The 20,014-nt window shown below is 65.1% G+C and carries 24 protein-coding genes; 7 read left to right on the plus strand and 17 right to left on the minus strand.

Going from position 1 to position 20,014, the window contains the following annotated elements; all coding sequences use genetic code 11:
• Window positions 1-249: 249 nt before the first annotated feature.
• The gene (locus tag VMT40_RS29240; RefSeq protein WP_326362189.1) at window positions 250-1,653 is read left to right on the plus strand and encodes a WS/DGAT/MGAT family O-acyltransferase; all 1,404 of its coding nucleotides are present in this window, start codon (window positions 250-252) and stop codon (window positions 1,651-1,653) included.
• A gap of 47 nt (window positions 1,654-1,700) precedes the next feature.
• Here VMT40_RS29240 and VMT40_RS29245 read toward each other — a convergent pair whose 3' ends face one another.
• Together VMT40_RS29245 and VMT40_RS29250 are read right to left on the minus strand one after the other, a co-directional pair.
• A complete protein-coding gene (locus VMT40_RS29245; protein WP_326362191.1) occupies window positions 1,701-2,624 on the minus strand; it encodes an alpha/beta fold hydrolase in 924 nt (307 codons plus the stop codon).
• A 107-nt stretch (window positions 2,625-2,731) separates the two neighbouring features.
• The gene (locus VMT40_RS29250) at window positions 2,732-3,634 is read right to left on the minus strand and encodes an expansin EXLX1 family cellulose-binding protein (protein ID WP_326362192.1); all 903 of its coding nucleotides are present in this window, start codon (window positions 3,632-3,634) and stop codon (window positions 2,732-2,734) included.
• 177 nt (window positions 3,635-3,811) lie between these two features.
• On the opposite strand from VMT40_RS29250, the gene VMT40_RS29255 reads away from it, so the two are divergent.
• Window positions 3,812-4,669, plus strand: coding sequence for a cyclopropane mycolic acid synthase family methyltransferase (locus tag VMT40_RS29255; protein WP_326362194.1), 858 nt, complete (start codon window positions 3,812-3,814; stop codon window positions 4,667-4,669).
• On the opposite strand, the gene VMT40_RS29260 is transcribed toward VMT40_RS29255, so the two are convergent.
• The 3 genes from VMT40_RS29260 to VMT40_RS29270 form a co-directional block, all read right to left on the minus strand.
• Window positions 4,653-5,666 (minus strand): zinc-binding alcohol dehydrogenase family protein, encoded by a 1,014-nt coding sequence (locus VMT40_RS29260; RefSeq protein WP_326362783.1) that lies wholly within the window; start codon window positions 5,664-5,666, stop codon window positions 4,653-4,655. The genes VMT40_RS29255 and VMT40_RS29260 overlap by 17 nt on opposite strands.
• A 62-nt stretch (window positions 5,667-5,728) precedes the next feature.
• Window positions 5,729-6,106 carry a VOC family protein gene (locus VMT40_RS29265; RefSeq protein ID WP_326362196.1) on the minus strand — a complete coding sequence of 126 codons (378 nt, stop codon included), beginning with the start codon at window positions 6,104-6,106 and terminating at the stop codon, window positions 5,729-5,731.
• A gap of 87 nt (window positions 6,107-6,193) precedes the next feature.
• Window positions 6,194-6,637, minus strand: coding sequence for a pyridoxamine 5'-phosphate oxidase family protein (locus tag VMT40_RS29270; RefSeq protein WP_326362198.1), 444 nt, complete (start codon window positions 6,635-6,637; stop codon window positions 6,194-6,196).
• Between the two features lie 151 nt (window positions 6,638-6,788).
• Between VMT40_RS29270 and VMT40_RS29275 the strand changes: the two genes are divergently transcribed.
• On the plus strand, window positions 6,789-7,472 hold the full coding sequence (locus VMT40_RS29275) for a sensor domain-containing protein (RefSeq protein WP_326362785.1): 684 nt from the start codon (window positions 6,789-6,791) through the stop codon (window positions 7,470-7,472).
• A 49-nt stretch (window positions 7,473-7,521) separates the two neighbouring features.
• Here VMT40_RS29275 and VMT40_RS29280 read toward each other — a convergent pair whose 3' ends face one another.
• Window positions 7,522-8,133: a tautomerase family protein gene (locus VMT40_RS29280; protein ID WP_326362200.1), complete on the minus strand. Its 612-nt coding sequence runs from the start codon at window positions 8,131-8,133 to the stop codon at window positions 7,522-7,524.
• On the opposite strand from VMT40_RS29280, the gene VMT40_RS29285 reads away from it, so the two are divergent.
• Both VMT40_RS29285 and VMT40_RS29290 read left to right on the plus strand, forming a co-directional pair.
• A complete protein-coding gene (locus tag VMT40_RS29285) occupies window positions 8,086-8,616 on the plus strand; it encodes a TetR/AcrR family transcriptional regulator (protein WP_326362202.1) in 531 nt (176 codons plus the stop codon). The genes VMT40_RS29280 and VMT40_RS29285 overlap by 48 nt on opposite strands.
• Before the next feature lie 70 nt (window positions 8,617-8,686).
• Window positions 8,687-9,064: a nitroreductase family deazaflavin-dependent oxidoreductase gene (locus tag VMT40_RS29290; RefSeq protein WP_326362204.1), complete on the plus strand. Its 378-nt coding sequence runs from the start codon at window positions 8,687-8,689 to the stop codon at window positions 9,062-9,064.
• A gap of 31 nt (window positions 9,065-9,095) precedes the next feature.
• Here VMT40_RS29290 and VMT40_RS29295 read toward each other — a convergent pair whose 3' ends face one another.
• On the minus strand, window positions 9,096-10,280 hold the full coding sequence (locus tag VMT40_RS29295) for an MFS transporter (protein ID WP_326362206.1): 1,185 nt from the start codon (window positions 10,278-10,280) through the stop codon (window positions 9,096-9,098).
• Between the two features lie 61 nt (window positions 10,281-10,341).
• Here VMT40_RS29295 and VMT40_RS29300 point away from each other — a divergent pair, with 61 nt between their 5' ends.
• Window positions 10,342-10,686 carry a MerR family transcriptional regulator gene (locus tag VMT40_RS29300; protein ID WP_326362208.1) on the plus strand — a complete coding sequence of 115 codons (345 nt, stop codon included), beginning with the start codon at window positions 10,342-10,344 and terminating at the stop codon, window positions 10,684-10,686.
• A 7-nt stretch (window positions 10,687-10,693) separates the two neighbouring features.
• Here VMT40_RS29300 and VMT40_RS29305 read toward each other — a convergent pair whose 3' ends face one another.
• Window positions 10,694-11,686 (minus strand): helix-turn-helix transcriptional regulator, encoded by a 993-nt coding sequence (locus VMT40_RS29305; protein ID WP_326362210.1) that lies wholly within the window; start codon window positions 11,684-11,686, stop codon window positions 10,694-10,696.
• Window positions 11,687-11,748: 62 nt separating this feature from the next.
• Here VMT40_RS29305 and VMT40_RS29310 point away from each other — a divergent pair, with 62 nt between their 5' ends.
• Complete coding sequence (locus tag VMT40_RS29310) at window positions 11,749-12,102, plus strand: YybH family protein (RefSeq protein ID WP_326362212.1); 354 nt, start codon at window positions 11,749-11,751, stop codon at window positions 12,100-12,102.
• Window positions 12,103-12,112: 10 nt separating this feature from the next.
• On the opposite strand, the gene VMT40_RS29315 is transcribed toward VMT40_RS29310, so the two are convergent.
• The 9 genes from VMT40_RS29315 to VMT40_RS29355 are packed head-to-tail and all read right to left on the minus strand — an operon-like array spanning window position 12,113 to window position 20,014.
• A complete protein-coding gene (locus VMT40_RS29315) occupies window positions 12,113-12,757 on the minus strand; it encodes a TetR/AcrR family transcriptional regulator (protein WP_326362213.1) in 645 nt (214 codons plus the stop codon).
• On the minus strand, window positions 12,754-13,407 hold the full coding sequence (locus tag VMT40_RS29320; protein WP_326362215.1) for a TetR/AcrR family transcriptional regulator: 654 nt from the start codon (window positions 13,405-13,407) through the stop codon (window positions 12,754-12,756). Before VMT40_RS29320 ends, VMT40_RS29315 begins: the two co-directional genes overlap by 4 nt.
• Window positions 13,408-13,418: 11 nt before the next feature.
• The gene (locus tag VMT40_RS29325; protein WP_326362216.1) at window positions 13,419-14,072 is read right to left on the minus strand and encodes a hypothetical protein; all 654 of its coding nucleotides are present in this window, start codon (window positions 14,070-14,072) and stop codon (window positions 13,419-13,421) included.
• Between the two features lie 14 nt (window positions 14,073-14,086).
• Window positions 14,087-15,037, minus strand: coding sequence for an MlaD family protein (locus VMT40_RS29330; RefSeq protein ID WP_326362218.1), 951 nt, complete (start codon window positions 15,035-15,037; stop codon window positions 14,087-14,089).
• Window positions 15,038-16,045, minus strand: a complete 1,008-nt coding sequence (locus VMT40_RS29335; protein ID WP_326362219.1) for an MlaD family protein — start codon at window positions 16,043-16,045, stop codon at window positions 15,038-15,040.
• Window positions 16,042-16,968: an MCE family protein gene (locus VMT40_RS29340; RefSeq protein WP_326362221.1), complete on the minus strand. Its 927-nt coding sequence runs from the start codon at window positions 16,966-16,968 to the stop codon at window positions 16,042-16,044. Before VMT40_RS29340 ends, VMT40_RS29335 begins: the two co-directional genes overlap by 4 nt.
• Complete coding sequence (locus VMT40_RS29345) at window positions 16,969-17,982, minus strand: MCE family protein (protein WP_326362222.1); 1,014 nt, start codon at window positions 17,980-17,982, stop codon at window positions 16,969-16,971.
• Complete coding sequence (locus VMT40_RS29350; RefSeq protein WP_326362224.1) at window positions 17,982-18,989, minus strand: MCE family protein; 1,008 nt, start codon at window positions 18,987-18,989, stop codon at window positions 17,982-17,984. Before VMT40_RS29350 ends, VMT40_RS29345 begins: the two co-directional genes overlap by 1 nt.
• Window positions 18,986-20,014 (minus strand): MlaD family protein, encoded by a 1,029-nt coding sequence (locus VMT40_RS29355; RefSeq protein WP_326362226.1) that lies wholly within the window; start codon window positions 20,012-20,014, stop codon window positions 18,986-18,988. The genes VMT40_RS29350 and VMT40_RS29355 overlap by 4 nt, the downstream gene beginning before the upstream one ends.

The raw sequence follows: 20,014 nt of genomic DNA on the forward strand, positions 1-20,014 counted from the left end.
GTTGTGAGAAGCCCGGTGACTCTTGTCATTGACTAGAGACTGATCACCGGGCTATGTGACCCAAGGTAGGAATGGACGAAGAGAGCGGCAACGAATTCTACTGGAGAGTCACCTGATTGGTACCCAACCGTTTCCTCATGAAACTTGTTATCTACGTGCTACTTTAGGGCTACGAGACGGCCACGGACGGGTGCGATCGGGCACCGCGAACGGCGCGCAAAATGCAACCAGTTCTCATAGTGTGTTGGTATGGAACGACTTACCGGACTCGACGCGAGCTTCCTCTATCTCGAAACAGACACACAACTGCTGCACGTCTGCGCAATGCTGATACTCGATCCCACCGCCGACGGGGTGGAGTTCGAGCACGAGGCCTTCAAGGCCGAACTCGGACGGCGGCTGCACCTGATCCCGGCCATGACGCGTCGACTGCACCAGGTGCCGTTCAATCTCGATCATCCGGTGTGGGTGCGGGATTCGAACTTCGATCTCGACTACCACGTCCGACGGCTGGCGCTGCCCAGCGGGGCCGGTGATCGCGGATTGGCGGAGCTGGCGGCCGATATTGCCGGTCGGCCGCTGGATCGCACCCGGCCGCTGTGGGAGATGTGGGTCATCGAGGGTCTGCCGCACGGCAAGGTCGCGGTGGTGTCGAAGTACCACCACGCCATCGTGGACGGCATCACCGGCACCAATATGATGATGCACCTGTGCGATGTGGAGCCGGGCGTGAGCTACACCCCGCCCGCCGAAACCCCGTCGCCCGAAGCCGAACCCAATGATCTTCAGCTGGGCGTCGAGGCGCTGCTGAGGTTCCCGGGCAAGCTCGGCATGGTCGGCATGGTGCCCAAGACCGTCGGCATTCTGGGCGGGCTGGTGCAGCGGCGGCGCAGCGGCAATGGAAACCGCGGCATGCCTTTGCCGTTCACCGCGCCGCGCACGCCGTTCAATCGAGCAATCACCCCGCATCGCGCCATTGCCTTCGTGCAGACCGAGCTGTCGGATATCAAGGAGATAAAGTCGGCCTTCGGGGTGAAGGTCAATGACGTGGTGCTGGCCGTGGTCGGCGGGGCGCTGCGCAGCTACCTCGAATTGCACGACGAATTGCCGGAAACCTCACTGCTGGCCTCTGTTCCGGTTTCCACCCACGAGACCTCGCGCCACGAGGAGGGCACCAACAAGGTGTCGACCATCTTCGCGCGGCTCTACACCGATATCGAGAATCCCGTGGCGCGCCTGCTCGCCATCGCCGAGGACAATCGCGGGGCCAAGGAGGAGCACAACCTCATCGGGGCCGATTTCCTGCAGGACTGGGCGAAATACGCGCCGCCCAACACCTTCCAGCTGGCCGCGCGGGCGTATTCGTCGTTCAAGCTGGCCGAGCATCACCCGGTGGTGCACAACCTGGTGGTGTCGAACGTGCCCGGGCCGAACTTCCCCATGTACTTCCTGGGTGTGCGGGTGGCCTCGATGTACCCGTTCGGGCCGGTGTTCCACGGCGCGGGCCTGACCGCCACGGTGATCTCCAACAACGGGCACATGGACTTCGGGTTCATCGCCTGCAAGGAGCTGGTGCCGGACGTGGACAAGATCACCGAAGCCATTCCCGAGGTGGTCACCGAACTGCTCAAGGCCGCCCGCGAAAAGGCCTGAGCCAGGCGCGATCCACCGCCTGAGCCAGGCCCGATCCACCGCCTGAGCTAGGCGCGATCCACCACCGATTGCACGGCCTCGAGGAACACCGGGACAAAGACGTCCGCCTCGAGTGCGCAGGCCGCATGACCGGCCCTGGCGAGGAAGATCTCCGCTCCCGGAATAGCCTTCGCCATCTCCAGCTGACGGAAGACGGGCAGTGCCCGGTCCCGCGTGGTGATCACCACCGCCGTCGGCACTTTCAAGGTCGGCAGCCAGTCCGACGAATCGAAACGCCCCAGCACCGCGAGCGCCTGCGCGAGCGCCCACCCGCTGGTCGCCCGCAATTCCGTCATGGCCCAGCGATCCATGCGGCCCACCGGCCAGGACGATTCCGGCAGCGCGGGCAGTTTGTCGCGGCGCAATTCGGCGCGGCGGAAGGACCATTCGGAGAACATGGCGGCGGTGACGGCCCAGCCGCGGTGGAAGGCGCGCTCGCGCCACTTCTCCTGGAACCGGTAGGTGGTGGCGGCCAACACCAGCCCGCCCACGCGGTCCGGGTGACGGTGCGCGGTCAGCTGGGCGACGACGCCGCCCATGGAATAGCCCGCCAGAATGGGTCGTTCGACGCCCACCACGTCGGCGACGGCCACCACATCGTCGGCCAGATCGTCGAGATCGAAACGCTCGGAACGGATTCCGTGGCCGTGCCAGCGCTGGTCGAACAGGACCACGCGGTAGCGCTCATTGAGTTCGCGCAGGCTCGGGAACCAGTTGAGCATGGCGGTGGTCGCCATGCCGTGCAGCAGCAGGACGGTCGGCGAATCCGCGGCCGGGCCCGGCAGGTCCACCACGTAGGTGGTGCCGCGGCCGGGCAGTTCCACCATCGCGCCCTGCGGCACCTCGGTCAGCCGGGAGATGCGCGGCGAGAGGCGGCGGCCCCGACGGGGTCCGGCGTTCGCGGTGGTCAGGTCCAAGCTGGGGTTCGTCATCGAAGGCCTCCCGGCACACCGCCTCGGCGGTCGCGATCACACCGCCTCGGCGGTCGAAATGGAACACGTTCCATTTGATGATGCCATATCGGGGGCGGGGCGGCGGGTTACGACTTGCAGCCCGCCGGGGCGCTGACGACCGTGGTGACGACCACCGGCGCGGTGGGCGGGGGTGGGGTGGCGGGCGGCTCGGTGGGGATCTCGTAGAGGCGAACTCCGGTGTGGCGCAGGGCGCCCGGATCGAGGGTGACGCCGGAGACGAAGGCGGCGTGACCGTAGATATCGGTGACCTCGGCGGTGAAGGGGCCCGGGCCCAGGCCCGAGACGGACCAGTAGTTGTCGTTGCCGCGGCGCAGTGGCACGTAGTCGCGGCCGGAGTCGGGCTTCAAGGAGACTTGCGCGACCGGATTCCCGGTGCCGGAGAACAAGATCGAGATCCAGCTCGATGACGAGCTCGGTTCGACGCGGTAGACGAGTTCGGGGGCCGGGTTGGGGTCGCGCACGCGGCTGATGCGGACCTTGGCGACGCCGTCGGCGCTATTGGCGATGGCCTCGAAAGCCGAACGGCTCAAATCGTATTGGTTCGGGCCGCAGGCCGGGCAGCGGTCGACGACCTCGGCGCGGACGCTGCCGAGCGGGCCGTCGATATCGACGTAGGAGCCGCAGGGGGCCGAGCCGTCGTATTGGCCCGTGGGGACGCCGACGTAGTAGCCGTCGACCGGGAGGTCGGGTAGGGAGCAGGCCACGCCCTGACCGAAGGCGTAGAACCGGGCCTCGCCCTGTTCCGGGGCCGGTTGGGACTCCGTGGTCTGAATCTGCTGGGGAGTAACCGAACTCGGGGCCGCTGCGGCGGGAAGGGTGATGACGGTTGTGGTTGGTGTGGCGGTACTGCAGTTGAGTGGCTGCGGTCGGATCCACCACGTGGCCAGCCCGACCACCACCGCTCCCGCCAGAATCGTCCACAACCATGGCCTGCCAGAATGGACCTCTTCGTGTCCGGTGCGGTGCATGGCCGGTCCCCAACCCTCCGAATTGTGTTTGCTGACGCGATGCTGCACTCCACATCAGGAAAGCAGCCGCCGCCGTTACGCAGGGCTCGAATCGGAAACTCGGAGTGAAAAACACGGCGTGTTGCCGGTGTGTCCTGGGGATAGAACCGGGGACTCGTCCGATTCGTATGTCTTGTCATGGCCCAGCTCGCACCGTTCTACCGGCAGGTGCAGTCGCACTACGACCTGTCGGACGACTTCTACTCGCTGTTCCTCGACCCCTCCATGACCTACAGTTGCGCGTTCTTCGAGCGCGCGGGCATGAGTTTGGAAGAGGCGCAACAGGCCAAGATCGATTTGGCGCTCGGCAAGCTGGGGCTCGAGCCCGGCATGACACTGCTCGATATCGGGTGTGGGTGGGGGTCGACCATGATCCGGGCCGTGCTGACCTATGGCGTGCGGGTGGTCGGGCTCACCTTGAGCCGCAATCAGTTCGATCATGTGCGGGGGCGGCTGCGCGAGCTCGGGATCACCGAAGCCGAAGTGCGGCTGCAAGGTTGGGAGGAGTTCGACGGTACGGCCGACCGGATTGTGAGTATCGGCGCGTTCGAGCATTTTCGTAAGCAGCGGTATGCGGAGTTCTTCGCCCGCTGTCATCGTCTGCTGCCCGCTGATGGGCGCATGCTGTTGCACACCATCATCGGGCACACCCTCGCCGAGCTGCGGGCGGCCGACATTCCTGTCACCCGTGAGGACGCGCTGTTCCATATCTTCATGAAGCGCGAGATCTTTCCGGGTGGCCAACTGCCCCAACCGGATACGGTTCCCACCTATGCCGAGGCGGCGGGCTTTCACACCACCCGTATCCAGGCGCTGCGTCCCCACTATGCGCGGACCTTGGACCTGTGGGCCGAGGCCCTGGCCGCCCACCACGCCGAGGCGGTGCATCTGACCTCCGAGGAGGTCTATCAGCGTTATATGAAATATCTGACCGGTTGCGCCCACTACTTCCGTGCCGGGCACCTCGACGTCATGCAGTTCACTCTTCAGAAGTAGGCATCAATACCGCGGCACCAGCGAACCGGCCGTGCTTCAAATCCCGGAGTGCCGCATCGGCTTTCGACAGTGGATAGGGCTGCACCGTCACCTCCAGCCGATGTTTGCCCGCGAACTCCAGAAACTCCCGTGCGTCCTGCCGTGTATTCGCGGTGACGGACCGAATCTCCCTCTCCTGGAACAAATGTCGCTGATAGTTCAAGACCGGAATATCACTGAGGTGAATTCCGGCAATGGACAGCACTCCACCCCGATCCAAGGCTTCCATCGCGGGCAACACCAGATCACCCACGGGCGCAAAAAGAATCGCCGAATCCAAGCGCACCGGCGGCCTGTCCGCCGCCCCCTGCGCCGAAGCCACACCGAGTTCCAGCGCCAGATCCTGAGCCTTCTTGTCCCGGGTCATCACATGGACCTCCGCGCCCCGTGCCAGGGCCACCTGCGCGGCCAAATGCGCACTCCCCCCGAACCCGTAAATCCCCAGCCGCCCACCCTCGGGCACCTCGGCCCGTTGCAACGCCCGATACCCGATGATCCCCGCGCACAGCAGCGGCGCGAGCTCCGCATCCCCATACCCCTCCGGCAGCCGCAAGGCGTAATCCGCAGGCACAGTGGCGAATTCCGCATACCCCCCATCCGCGTCCCACCCGGTGTACTGCGACTCCAGACACAAATTCTCATCCCCGCGCCGACAGAACTTGCACACCCCACACGTATGCCGCAACCAAGCAATCCCCACCCGATCCCCCACCCCGAACTCCCCCGTCACCCCGTCCCCCACCTCCACCACCTCACCGACAACCTCATGCCCGGGCACCACATGCTCCCGATGCACCGGCAAATCCCCCTCGGTGACGTGCAGATCAGTCCGACACACTCCACACGCGAGCACCCGAACCAATAACTCCCCCGCCCCCGGGCGCGGTACCTCCACCCGCTCGAAGCCCACGGGTTCCCCATCGATCGCCCCCGGCTTGTCCACCCGCCAAGCACTCATCATCGCCATACCGCCAGTCTGCCCCTCCACCCCTCACACCCCGTAGAGCACTCCGACCCCGATCACCCCCGAATCCGCCAAGGCGGCTCGAGCCGATTCTCCCCGGCATAGAACAGGCACACCCGATGCCCATCGGGATCCCGCAACCAAGCCTCCCGCCACAGCCACGACTTATCAGCGGGCATGCTGTCGAACACCACCCCCGCGGCCCGCAACCGTGCACACTCCTCATCGAGCCGATCGGACTCGAAGTAGATCGCCACCTGCTCCCCCTCAGGCACCGATTCCACCAATTCGACCGAAAACGTACTGTCCCCCTCCGGACATTCGAACCGCAGATAATGCTCGGTCTTGACAATCAGCCCCAGCCCCAGCAGCCCATAAAACCGCTCAGCCTGGCCAAGATCAGTCGCGCCAACCGTAACCTGATTCAATCGCATCCCCACACCCTGCAACCTCAACCCCACTACAGGTCAACCGATCCACCTCTGTGCGGGATATCCCATGCCCTGGCAGAGAGCGATTCGTCATTGCCGACGGGTCACGGTGATTCCGCGTCCAGGCCGCCATGACTGGACAACCAGTTGTTGCGCTTCCTGATCAACCGTGGTGAGCACCGCCTCGGTGAGATCGAGGCGGAATAGGTGCGGTTCGGTGGAGGGCTCGGTCACCGCGGGCGAGTCCGCATGGGCGACCTCGATGGCCACACCTGCCACTTTGGCATCACCGTCGGATGGGTGCGCATGAATCGCGCACCTGCCGTCGCGTTGCAGGTCACGGGCCTTCCGCGCGTTCGGCATCGAACCGAATGTCAGATCCGTGCCGTCGAACTGCACCTCCGAACCGCTGACGCGCGGGCTGCCGTCCCGGCGGATAGTCGCCAGTACGTGGGTGCTGTGAGCTTCGAATCGCCGCCTCACCTCGCCTGCGAGATCCGGAGCCTCCGTTTCGAATTGGAGCCAATCGACCATGCGAGCAATTGTGGCATCGAGCACCGACACTAAGGCGTTGACGCGAATGTGCCGTTGGCCGTGGCTATTACGTCACTCCACGGGGGTAGTCCGAACCCCTACTCGGGGGTGATGGGGCATCGCGGGGTGTGGTCCTAGCGTTGGCTGCGTGATGATCATCCGGCGCTTGGGCCTCGACTTCGCCTACACGTTCTTGGGATTGCCTCTCTCATTGGTTGGTTTCAGCCTTCTCGTGCCGCTTTTCGCGGCGAGCCTCGGCACCGTGGTGATCTTCGTCGGGATCCCGCTGCTCGCACTGACATTGCTGCTCGCGCGCGGCTTCGCCGACATCGAGCGCGTACGCCTGCAGCAGTTGACGGGCAGGGTGGCGCCACGGCCTCGATACGCCCGGGCACCGGAGGGAGCGGGATGGTTCCGTCGGATCACCGCACCCATCGGGCAGGGGCAGAGCTGGTTGGATCTGCTGTACGCCGTCGTCAGCCTGCCGATCGCGATCATCAGCTTCGTGCTGCCGCTGGCGTGGTGGGCAATGGCGCTGAGTGGATTGACCTACTGGTTGTGGGGCAGGTTCATTCCCTACGGCGACAATCACGACGTCGTCACGGAGACGATCATGGGTGCGGACACCGCCACCAACCGCACAATCTTCAACACGATCATCGGCGTCGTAGCGCTGCTCACCGTGTACGCCGTCCAACGAGGCAGCGCCGCCCTCCACGCCGCTCTGGCACAGACCCTGCTCACCCGGCTAGCCGTCGTACAAGGACGCCTCGAGAATCCCGACTACCAGCCGGGCGAAGCCAGCCTGTCCACCGAGCCGACCGTGCTGCGCTGATAGCGCCGAATACCGGGTAGCGCATTCTGGAGGGAATTCGCGCACTGCGTCAGGCGAATTGCGCGCCGTGGCCGACGGACCAGTTCTCCTTCGCGGAATCGAGAACATTGATGAAGACGTCCTCTGGCCGGACGCCCGGGCTGTCGCCGAGCAGCTCGGCGATCCGCCGGAACAACGCGCCCTTCTGCGCGGCCGTACGTGTGTCGAAGACGGTGATCTGGATGTACACGACATCCTGACTACGGTCCACACCAAATGCCTTGCCGTAGCGAAAGTTTGCGCCGTCGTGTTCGGTGATGGTCATGAACTGATCGCCCTCGGGAACGTCGAGCGTTTCGCGCATTGCCCGGTAGATGGCGTCGAAGATCGCCTGTCGGTAGCTTTCGGGCTTCCCGGCACGCAGCGAAATGTGAACGAGGGGCACGGCGATCCCTTCCCGCAGACGGGGCGAACCTTTCTTGACACCGTGATAAGAACACGTTCTTGACACACTGTCAAGTAATCTTGTGGCCAGGGACTGCCCACTGCCGATCGGGAAAGAGCGTTGCGACCAAGAGAATTCGACCACGACGAAGTCCTGCGCATTGCGTTCGATCAGTTCTGGCGCAAGGGCGTGCGAGGCACCTCCCTCGCGGACATCGCACGCGATGCAGGCGTCCAACGCGGCAGCCTCTACAACGCCTACGGCAGCAAAGAGGCGCTGTTCCTCGTCGCCTACGAGCGCTACGCGAACGAGTATCTGGTCACGCTGCAGAACGTGCTAGCCACCGGGACGCTGCGCGAACGTCTCGTCTCTTTCTTCGACACAACGATCGAGAACTTTCGTTCCGGCTCCCCACCTCGCGGCTGTCCAACCACGCGCGGCCTGATGGAGTTGGCACCGGGCACCGGTGAGGGCCTCGGAGACGACGCGCGCCATGCCTTCGCCCACCTCCTCGACCGCATCACCGCCCTCGTCGAGCAAGCCTTCGTCGAGGGGCAAAAGCTGGGCGAGTTCAGCGGAACCCCCGCCACCGCCGCCTTGCACATCGTGACCGTCACACGCGGATTAGCCGTCCTCGAACGGGCATTCAACGACGAGCCGCAACTCCGCAAGATCGCCGCACACACAATCGATCTCGTCCTGACCACCCCAACCCGCTAACGGTCGTCAGAACACCGAGCGCTCGAGGCGCGCCGATCCGGTTTCTGGTTTTGGCGGTAGCGTCGGGTTCATGCAACTGCCCCGGGCGATCGCAACCTTCAACAAGTACGCCAACAACCGCATCCAGGGCCTCTGGGCCTGGCTGCTCCCACCATGGGCGATCGTGCACCATACCGGCCGCTCCTCGGGACGCCCGTTCAAGACGCCAATCGTGGGCTTCAACACGCCGGAGGGCTTCGCGATCCCAATCCTCTATGGCCCGCAAAGCCACTGGGTCAAGAACCTCCTCGCCGCAGGCGGCGGCGAGCTCCAACGCGCAGGCAAACGCTACAAACTCATCGACCCACGAATCCTCCCAGCATCGGACATCACAGCTAAGGGCATCGCAGGCCTCTACACCCGATCCGCCACCTCGACGCTCGTGGCCACGCTCGGCGAGCGCGTGTAGGACCCGGCCATGCACCGGGTCCCGGGCGACGCTAGCGCACGCTGTCACCGACCGCGTTCGGCGCAGGTGTCGGACGACTCCCGAGTTCGGTCTGATTGCTTGTGAGACTGAGGAATAGGCCGCCGATCGTCAGGACTGAGGCAATGAGGTAGAGGGTGCGGAGGCCGGGGGTGGAGTCGGCGATGAAGCCGCCGAGCAGGCCTGCGGAGGCGGCGGCTAGTTGGTAGGCGGAGGCGTTGACTGCCATGGAGAGGGTTGGGGCTTCGGTGGCGGCTGACATTACTCGGGCTTGCATGCCGGGGATGATTGCGAAGGACAGGCCGCCGATGAGCATGATCGATGCGGTGGCCCACAGTGGGGAGGTGGCGGTCAGCCAAGCTGCGGCCAAGGCGAGCGCGAGGAGGAGCAGGAGGACGGGTTGGGAGGTGTGGGGGTTTCGGTCGTACAGGGTGCCGCCGAGGAGGTTGCCGAGGGTGGCGGCTGCGCCGTAGCCGACCAGGAGCATTGGTAGGCGCGTGTTCGGCTGGCCCGCAACGGTTGTGAGCAGGGGAGCTATGTAGGTGAAGACCATCAGGACGCCGATGTTGCCTAGTGCGGTGAGCGATAGTGCCATCAGTACCGGTCGGCGTCGGATGACCCGAAGTTCGGCCACTGCCGATCGGCGTGACTCCTCGGGTGGGGCGGTGATCAGGACGGCCACCAGGACGAGGCAGAGCAGGCATGCGAGGCCGACGGTCAGAAACGCTGCGCGCCAACCCCAGTGGCTGCCGATCGCCGTGCCGACGGGTGCGCCGACGATCATGGCCAGGTTCATGCCGAAGGCTAGTCGGGCGACCGTGGTGGCCGACCGTTCGGGTGGCGCGGAGCGGACGGCGACCACGATCGCTTGCGCGAAGAATGTCGATGTCACCAGGGCTGTCGCGACCCGAGCACCTAGAAGCGGCACGAATCCGGGTGCGAGCGCGGAGAGCACGTTGCCGATCGCCGCGACCACGAGCAGTGCCACCATCAATCGTTTTCGGTCGATACCCGCCGTCACCGCGGTGAGGATCGGTCCGCCGACGATCATGCCGAGGGCGTAGGCCGTCACGATCAGTCCTGCCGTTCCGATCGGAACGCCGAGGCTTCCGGCCACCTCCGGAAGGATCCCCGCTACCACGAATTCCCCTGTGGTGATGCTGAATACGCACGACATCAAGACCGCTGTTCGAAGCATTCCGCTACGCTAAAGTCTGACACCGGTGTCAGAGTCAAGTGGCAATTCTCAGGAGGCGTCGATGCGTATCGGTGAACTATCGACCCGAACCGGCGTCAGCGTCCGCGCCCTGCGCTACTACCAGGACAAAGGCGCACTGCAAGCCACTCGAACACCGGCCGGGTACCGAATATTCGACGACACCGCCGTCCGCACGGTCGGCCATATACAGACCCTGTTGTCCGCCGGTCTCGGCATGGATCTCATCACCGAAATCCTCACCTGCGAATCCACCGGCACCCCGCTCCTCGACGGCTGCCGCGACCGCCTCCTCCACGAGCGCCGCCGCATGACCACCGACATCAACCGAATCCGCTCGGCGCGAACCCTCCTCGACCGACTCCTGGACGATCCCGCCCTGAACTGAAGACCGGCTAGATGTCTTCGGGCCGTTGCTCTTTGCCCGCGTACTGGTCGGCGAGCGTGCGAGCACGCGCGTGAAGAACGGTGCGCAACCATTGCGGAGCAAGGACTTCCGCGTGTGTGGCCAACTGCCACAGCGCCCATTCAGCGTGCCTCGCGTCTTGGAAGGTTGCTTCCAGCCGCAGCCAGCCGTCCGGATCCGTGGCCTCCTCACGGACAGCCAGCGCGGTGTCGATCAGTTCCGCGCACCGTTCCGGGTTCACACGCACCATGACGGTGAGAGTGTCACCGCCATACCGGAATCGCGTCGTGCGTTCCTGCCAGAGCTGCCCCAGGTCGACCCGGTCCGGTCGTTGCGCGGGTTCCGACAGTTCCTCGGCGGCCAGGATTCTCGACAGCCGGTAGGTCCGATCCGCGCCGGATCTGGTGGCCAGCAGGTACCCCTGGTCGCGAACCGTCACCAGACCGATCGGGTCCACCGTGCGCCAGGCCGGGGGTTGGTCCGCGGGCGCGTAGCGAATACGCAGCTTGTGTCCGGCGAAAACCGCGCGCCGGACCTCGGCCCCAATGGTGTCGGATACCGCCTCGGTGGTCGAAGGGCGGGAAAGGAAATCGGTCGTCGGCTCGATGAGCACCCGTTGGGAAGCATCGGTCGCGATGTCCCGAGCACTGTCCGGTAACGCGTCGACCACCTTGCGCATGGCCGACGCGAGCGGCGAGCCGAGGCCGAATGCCTGTGCGCCGCCGCGTGATCCGGCGACCAGCAGGGCCAGCGCCTCGTCGTGGTTCAACCCGGTGAGCTCGGTGTGGAAACCGGGCAGCAAGGCGAAACCGCCGTTCCTGCCGCGTTCGGCGTACACCGGAACGCCCGCCGCGGACAGCGCCTCGATATCGCGCAGCACGGTGCGGGTGGAGACCTCGAGTTCGCGGGCGAGCGCGGGTGCGGACATCCGACCGCGCTGGCGCAGCAGCAGCACCAGCGAGACCAAACGGTCGGCGCGCACGCGAGAAACATTACCGGAAATACCTGACACAGGTTGTCGTGATTCGTTGGCAGGCTGGGGTCATGACAAATCAGAAAGCGGCCGCCGAGCCGAACGACCTGGGACGGTTCTTCATCGAGCGCGCCAACGCCGGTGATGTCGATGGCCTTGTCGCGCTGTACGAGCCGACCGCGGTACTGGCATTCCCGCCGGGCAGCCTCGCGACCGGGCACGCGGAGATCCGCAAAGTGTACGAGCAATTCGTCGCGGCCGCACCGGTCCTCGAACCGGGCGTGCAGCACCCCGCGCTGGTGAGCGGCGACCTGGCGCTCACCTCGTCCACGCTGACCAACGGTGACATCACCGTCGAAATCGCCCGCCGCCAACCGGACGGCTCGTGGCTGTGGGCCGTGGATCAGCCCGCGGTCGGCCGCTGACGCAACGTGATCAGGTGGGGCCGAAAGCCGTGCGGAGAAATGCGGTGAGTTGAGTGCGGACTCGGTCCTGGGTCAAGCCGTCCGATCCGGAGCGGAGGGCGGAGAGCAGGGCCGAGACCAGCACCGAGAGCAGGACTTCGGCGGCTATGTCCGGATCGAGGGTGGGGGAAAGGTAGCCGTGGGTGATGCCCTCGCGGATCTTCTCGACGGATTGGGCGGCATAGGACCGCGCATTGCGCAGGCAGCGGTCGAGGACTCGGTCGTCGATGGAGGACGCCTCCAGCAGGAAGAAGTTCACGAGGCCGGGTTCCGAGGCGACGAGGTCGTAGCAGCGGTCGACGACACGGGCGTAGCGGGCGCAGAAGGCGTCCAGGGTGTCGGGGGTGTCGTCGCCCTCGGGGCCGAGCAGACGGTCGCGCAGCAGGGCGAAGCAGTGATCGATGACCGCGTCGAGAATGTCGCGCTTATTGGCGAAATAGTTGTAGAAGGTGCCGTGGCTGACGCCCGCGGCGGTGACGATGTCGTCCACGCCGATGCCGCGGAAGCCACGCGTGGTCACCAATTCGTATGCGGCGGTGATCAATTCGTCGCGACGACGTTCGATGCGGGTGCGGTGGTCGGGGTCGTGGGCGGACGGGGCGTCGGCGGTCGTCACGGGGTCGGTGTTCTCGGGCGCAGAGTCTTGTCGAGGAGGTCGAACACGACGGTCATGCTGCGCTCGCGAATGGCCGGATTGCCCGCGCCCAGCAATTCCCGCATGATCCACGGGCCGACCATGGTGAGAATGGTGTGGCCCAGCACTTCCGGGTCGATGTCGGGACGTATCCAACCTTCCTCCATGCCACGCGTGAGTTCCCCCGCGATTAGTGAGGCCGTAATGGCCTCGACACCGAGCAGCCGTTGCGCCAGTTCGGCATCGATGGCCCCCGCCTCCACCACCAGCAGCCGCAGCATTTCAGGTTCCCGCTCGAGCAGGTCGTAGAGCCGCTCCACGGCCGCGCGCACCGCCGCCACCAGCTCCCCGACATCGCCCGCGGCACCGAACACGCGGTGCAGTTCCATGGCGTCGGTCACCTTCTCGACACCGAGATCGATGACGTGGTCCAGGATTTCGCGTTTGCTGCCGAAGTAGCGGTACACGGTGCCCTGGCCGATTCCGGCGCGGGCGGCCACCTGCGAGATGGCGGCGGCCTCGTAGCCCTGGGCGGTGAACACCTCGAACGCGGCCTCGATGATCTGCCGACGCCGCCGCGCGGGGAGCTCCCGTTGCGGCGGCCGACCCATGCGTTTGGAGGCTCGGCCCATGCGTTCGGAGGCTATTTCGCGGCCCCGCTCTTCGCGCCGATGTCCTTGGGGCCGTAGTCGGTGACGAGCCACTCGCCGCCGTTCTTGGCCACGGTCAGCACCAGCAGGTTGGGCACGGTGGCCGGGTCCTGCTGCTGCACGTTCTGCGTCTTCTGCGTGGCGTAGACGGTGACGGTGTACTGGTCGTTGCCCTTGGCCTCCACCGAGGTGCCGACCACGTCACCGGTGGCGACCACCTGGGCGTCGGTCATGATCTTGGCGAGAGTGTCGTGGACCTGGGTGTAGCGGTCCTTGAGGGCGTCGGAGGTGCCGCGCTGCACGCCGTCGAAGAAGGCGGGCAGATTGCGGTAGTCGTAGGTCAGCGAGCGCAGGGTGTAGTCCTTGGCCACCTGCGCGGCCCGATCACGGTCGGCCTGACTGGATTTCAGGGCGTCGTAGTCGCGGGCCGAGCCGTGCCAGAGCACCCCCAGCACCACGGCTGCCACCGCGAAGAGCACGGTCGCAGCGGCGAGGAAGGGATAGGCGCGCTCGCCGAAACTCTTGGTGGACACCGGCTTCGAGTCCACGATCGGTGCCGGTGTCTCCTCGGACTTCGCCAACACGACGGTCTCGGCCTGCTGCTCGGTGGTCTCGGTGGTCGTCTCGACGGTTTCGGTCTCACTCATGAAATGCCTTCTCTCTAACGAGGAGTCGTAATGGCCACGTGCGCCGCGCCGTCGCCGGGGAACACGGTGGACAGCAGGTCCACGATCGATCCCGCGTCGACCCGCAGCGGTTTGATCTTGGTGGTGGCGGGTTTGAGGACGGTGGCGATATGACTCAGATCCGGACCGACCAACTGCAGGTACTCGTTGATCTTGGTGACCAGCGGCCCGATCGGATCGTCGAAGATCTTCTCGCCAATGTAGGAGTAGTTCTGGAACGCCCCGATGATGTGCAGCAGCTCCGGCAGCGCGGAGTCGATATCCCCCGCCGCGGCGCTGATGGTGGGTGCGCGCCCGTCGAACTTGTCGCCGAGGTTCTGCACATTGAAGTACAGCCGCGCGATGGCATCGTGCTTGTCGTGCAACATATTCGCGGTATCGATGAGCGCCTTGGTCAGATTGGCGACATCGGCGTCGCGGCCCTCGAAGCCCTGCGCCACCGTGGTCGCCAGGTTCTGCAGCTTGGCCGGATCCAGTTGCGCGGTCAGCGCATCCAGTTTGGCGAGCGCGTCACCGACCGTGGTGGCGATCTTGACCTGCCGGTTCGGCACAATGCTGCCGTCGTGCAGGAAGGGCCCCGCGGTCCCGCTGGGCCGGAAGTCCACGAACTGTTCCCCCGCCGCCGACAGATTGGCGATCTGCACGACGCTGTCGACCGGAATCTTGTAGCGCGAGTCGTATTCGAGGGTCACCGACAGCCCCCGCCCGGTGGCCGCGATATCGCGCACCTTCCCGATCGGCAGCCCGCGCAGGGTCACCTCGGAGGTCTTCATCAATCCGCCCGAGCTGTCCAAAAGCACTGTGACGGTGTTGCTCTGGCGTCGCGGGTCCAGATTCAGCACGCCGACGGCCATGTAGCTGCCGCAGACGAGGGTGAGCACGAGCAGCATCACCAGCGAAACCGGCCCGGAGAGTGAAAGTTTCATCTAGGGCACCATCCCGATCGAGCGCAGCGTGGTGATGAGTTGATCGGCCTGCACATCGGCGGAGATCTTGCGCACCTTCACATCCGGTGCCTGCAGAAAGGGAATGATCTTCTCCTTCAGCAGGGTGTGGAAGGTGTCGAGATTGGCCGCCAGGGTGAGGTCGGCGTACCCGGCCGTCACCGCCGTCGGCGCGAGGATCGACACGATCGATTGGAAATCGCCGACGTGCGGCAGCAGCAGATCGCCCGCGTTCTTGGCCAGCGGCCCACCGCTGATGATCAGATTGACCACCGCGAGCAGCACATCCGACAGACCCGCGGCCCGGTCGGGACCGAAGGTCAGGATCTGGTCGACCGCCCCGCGCCCGGACTCCAGCTTGGCGGTGATCTGCTGTGCCGACAGCAGGATTCGATTCAAATCATCGGTGTGCGAGGCCATATCGTGCAGCGCCGCCCGCCCGGCCGCATTGATCCGATCCAGCTCGGCCGGATCCGACGGGAAGGCCGCGTTCACATCGGTGACCAGCTTCTGGATATCGGACCACCGCCCGCCGGTGATGATGTTCGACAGCGCCCGCAGAATGTCTTCCACATTCGTGGCGGGAATGGTCTGGGACATGGGAATCACATCGCCATTGGCCAGGAACGCGGCGTTGGAGTTCTTCGGCGCTTCCAGGGCGATGTGGATATCGCCGAGGATGGTGTCCTGCCGCAATTCGGCCGTGGTGGTCTTGGGCAGTTTGGCGTCGGTGTGCAGTTTCACGGTGGCGACCGCGGTGGTGCCGATCAGCTCGATGTGGTCGAGCATGCCGATCTCGACGCCGTCGGCGATCACCTTGGCCCGATCGGGCAGATTGAGCACCGACCCGAATTCGATGCGCACCGAATAGGTGTCACCGCTGGGATAGGTGCCCGGGATCGGGATGTCGGTGGCCTTGACCCCGCACCCGGTGAGCACCAGCGTCGCCGCGGTGAGCACCGGCAGCAGTTTGATGATGGTTCGCCTCATTTGGCACCCACCTGCGGGAGCTGGGCGGCCAATGGCGGCAGCACCGAGAGCAGCGAATCGATATCGCCCATGTGCTGTTGGGTGAAGGTGTGCACCTGCGGCAGCACGGCATCGAGCAGCCCGTAGATCTGCTTGTCGTACTTGCCCACATTGCGGGCGATCACCGGCAGGAATTCGACCGCGACGTCCACTGCCGAGGAGAATTCCGCCGAGAACTCCCCGATCAACTGCAAGCCCGCGCGCAGATTGTTCAGTACCTCGGCCATGTCCGGCCAGTTGGTCACGAACATGGTGGTGAGCTGATCGAGATTGTCCACCAGCCGCCGGAACACGGCATCCTTCTGCGCCGGATCCCCGATGGTCGCCGACAGCCGCTGCAGCAATTGATTCCACTGCTGACCGGTGCCGTCGATGGCATTGTTGGCCGCGGTCAACGTGTCGTCGAGGAGCGTGTCGGGCTTGCCGCCGGTGCCGCCGCCGGTGAGATCACCGGCGAGCTTGCCCATGGCGTCGAGGGCCTCGCTGATGCCGATCGGCGTCTTGGTCTTCTCCAGCGGAATGCATCTCGAATTGTCGAACCGCGCCCCACCGGTGTACGGCTTGGTGAGCTCCACATGCCGGTCGGTCACAATGGAACTCGACATGGTGACGGCCTGAATATCGGCCGGGAGTTTCACCGAATCCTTGACCTTCATGGTGACCCGCATGCGGTCACCCAGCGCCTCGATCTTGGACACCGTCCCGATCTCGACCCCCAGCATGGTGACGCTATTGCCCTCGTACAGGCCGACGGTGTCGGTGAATTCGGCGCACAGGCTCTGTTTCGATATGCGCTCGGTATTGGCCCACGACACCCCCGCCACCCCGGCGGCCACCACCGCGACGGCGACACCGGCGGCGAGTACTGTTCTACCCCATCTCATTCAGCACGCCTTGCCTTCGTAGGGAATGCAGATCTGGACTCCGGCGACGGGCTGATCTACCTTGATCTGATTGCCCAGCAGCCCGTTCAATCTGTTGATGACATCGCGCATCCCGGTGATGACGGTGTCGAGGCGGTCCGGGTCGGCGACCACCTTGGAGAACAGCTGCTCGAATTGCGTCACCGTCGGTTCGATGCTGTCGCCGTAGGCCATGATCGGCCGGTGCAGGAAGACCAGCAGCCGCTTGAGCAGGTTGAACATGCTCACGATGTCGTCCTTGCGATTGCCGAGCTGATCGGCGACCTGACCCAGCTGTCGCACGAAATCCGCCAGCAGCGCCTTATCGGTGGCGATCGCGGCGATGTATTCGTCGGAGACGTCGAGCGCCGTGTTCAACTGATCGGTGCGCTCGGCGAGCAGCCCGGTCAGCTCATTGGCATTGCCGATCACGCTGCGCAGCGCGTCGGGTTGTTGGCCCAGCGCCTGATTCAGCTGCCCGATGGTGTCGCGCAGGGTGGAGGCGTCCACCTGGCCGAAGATCGGCGTGCCCTTGTCGAGAATGTCGCTCAGCTCGAACGGCGTGGTGGTGCGCTCCGGCGGAATGTGCTTGGACCCCAACGTCTTGTCCCCCGCCGGAGACAAGGCCAGGTAGTGCCCGCCGATCGGGGTCAGCATCTTGACCTCGACCGCCGACCGATCCCCCACGCGCACATCGTGATTCACCGTGAAGGCGACCTCCACGTGATCGCCGACCAGGTCCACGCTGCGAACCTTGCCGACATTGATGCCCGCCACCCGCACCTCGTCACCCGAGCGCGCACCGCCCGAGATCTTGAAGTCGGCCACGTAGGTGCGCTGCCCGAACGGGATGACGTACAGCGCACCGGCCACGGCCAGCGCGATCACGCACACCACGACACCGGCCATGCCCCACCGCAATTGGGTGTTCTGGTCGCCGCGCCCGGCGACGACATCGCGAATCAGCGCGCCGACATATGCGATCAGTGCCCTCATCAGTTGCATACCACCAGGTTCTGAGTGGACAGAATGACCCCGACCTGCGCGGGCAGCGCCGCCTCACCATTGGTGCAGGTGATGCGCGGCTTGTAGCCCTGACCGGGGACGGATTGATTGAGCCCGGTCACCAATTGCGGTGTGATGGCGAGGATTTGGGTGAGCTGATCGGTCTGCGGCACCAGGCGGCGCAGCAGCCCGTCGATCGGACCGTAGCCCTCGTCGTAGGCGGCCTGCCCCTCCTCCAAGATCGGGACCATGGGCGCGAGCACCTTCTTGGCGGTGTCGACCGCGCTGAGCATGGTCTGGGTCTTGGCGGTGAACTGGTGCAGAATGCCCGAAAGCTGTTGCACCAGATCGCCGACCGCCTGCGATTTCCCGCCGATGGCCTGCGACACCATGCCGAGATTGCGAATGAGCAACACGATCACGCCCTCGCTGTTCTTGGCATGCTTGGTGAGGGTGTCCACATCCGCCAGCACCGGTCCGATGCCGGAACCGTCGCCCTGAATGACCCGCAGCAGGTTGTTGCCGAATTGGTTGAGCGCGGCCGGATCCAGGGTGTCGAACATCGGTTTGAAGCCGTTGAACAGCTTGGACACATCGAAGCTGGGAATGGTGCGCTCCACCGGAATGGTCGCTCCCGCACGCAGTTTCGCCCCGCCCTGGCCTTCGGTGAGCAGTTCGACATACCGCTGGCCGATGAGGTTCTGGTACCGCACCGCGGCCTTGGTGTTGTCGTAGACCGGTCGGGTCGTGTCCACGGTGAAGTGCACGCGCGCCTTGGTCCCATCCAGCGACACGGTCTCGACCTTGCCGACCGCGACACCGGACATGCGCACCGAGTCACCGGCGAAAAGTCCGGAGACATCGGTGAATACGGCGTCGTAGGCGACCTTGTCGCCGGGAATCGGCGTGCGCAGCGCCGTCACGATGAAGGTCGTGCAGGCGGCCACGATCAGCAGGAAGACGGTGAGCTTGACCGCGGACTTGGTGATGTCGCTCATTTCGCTCCTCCCGCCAGCGAATCCGCCAGGTACGGCATGGTTTTCGCGATCAGCTCGAGTTGCAGCTGGACGTGGCCGTCCACCACCGGCAGCGCGCCGTCCATGGCCGCGAGCAGATTCGGCACCCGGTTGTAGGCCGGGGCCACCGAGCCGATCGAGACGCTGATCGGGACCGCCAGATCCAGAATGCTGTCGAGGATCTTCTCCAGGTCGGGGTTGTTCTGCTCCAGCAAATTCGACAGGCCGATCAACACGGCCTGATTCACGCCATTGGTGGATTTGTTGGTGCGCGCCCGGTTCTCCGGATCACCGAAGTAGGCGCTCTGCTCGAGCACGCCCAGAATGGCGTGCCCCGCCGAGGGCGTCAGATCCCGGAACGCGCCGGTCATGTCCCCGCCGATGCGCAGATAGTGCGCCAGGGTGTTCTGCTGCCCGTCGGCCAGCAGCTGCGCGGTCTCGAAGAACGACTTCAGCACCGGCCCCATGCTGGCGGCATTGTCGAGCAGCAGATCGAACAGCCGATGCACCGACGCCGAATCCAACACCTGGGTCAGGCGCGCCGCCCGCCGGAAGACACCGGCGACGGTGGCATTGGTGGCGTTCTCGCCGATCTGCAGAACGGTGTGTTCCTTCAACTTCCGGCCATCGGTGCCCGGCACCAATTCGATGGCGCTGGAACCGAATACGTTGGAGGAGGTGAATCGCGCCCCGACATCGTCGGTGAGCGCGTCGGCCTGCTTGCGGTCGATCTCGAGATCGATGCGCTGATGCCCGTAGCCGACGGTCTCGACATGCTTGACCGTGCCGATGGCGAAACCACGGAACTTCACCTCCGAACCCGGCGCGAGTCCCTCGCCGAGGGTCGCCGCGTCCACGGTGACCTCGAACTTGTCGGCGAAAGCGCCACGGGCATAGGAACTTACGACAATCGTCACCGTGACGACCACGACGGCGACGACCAGTCCCCGCAGTCGCAGCATCCACGGTCCGGCGCTACGGCCGGAATGATCCTTGAAGACGGCCAT

The sequence above is a fragment of the Nocardia sp. CDC160 genome (assembly GCF_035818795.1).
Lineage (GTDB): Bacteria > Actinomycetota > Actinomycetes > Mycobacteriales > Mycobacteriaceae > Nocardia.